This is a genomic window from Flavobacterium sp. (assembly GCF_003525665.1).
In the GTDB taxonomy this organism is placed as follows: domain Bacteria; phylum Bacteroidota; class Bacteroidia; order Flavobacteriales; family Flavobacteriaceae; genus Flavobacterium.
Window position 1 is genome coordinate 6670 of record NZ_DQDX01000079.1, and the last position, 318, is coordinate 6987.

Genomic DNA, 318 nt, shown 5'->3' on the forward strand with positions numbered 1-318 from the left:
GTCGAAGAAGTCAAAACCTATTTCCTAGAAAATGACTTTCCAGAACAAGAAGCTCAAAAATTTTTCAATTACTTCAAAAGTGTCGGTTGGCTAGTCGGAGGCAAAACACCAATGGTCGATTGGCAAGCAGCAGCACAAAATTGGATGATTAACGCACCAAAATTCATTTCAAATGCAAAACAACCCAACAGAGCAAAACAACTCAACACAACAACCGACAAAGACTATTCAGAGCCTCTCTAGTATTCCCATCCTTTGGAGGGGTGCACCAAGGGCGGGGCGGCTAATCTGCGCAAATCCGTATCATCCGTATCATCC

Annotated in this window: 1 pseudogene; it reads left to right on the plus strand. The window is 43.4% G+C overall.

The features are described 5' to 3' along the window. Positions 1-243, plus strand: a pseudogene (locus tag DIU01_RS05770) (transcriptional regulator); the annotation flags it as partial. Between the last annotated feature and the right edge of the window lie 75 nt (positions 244-318).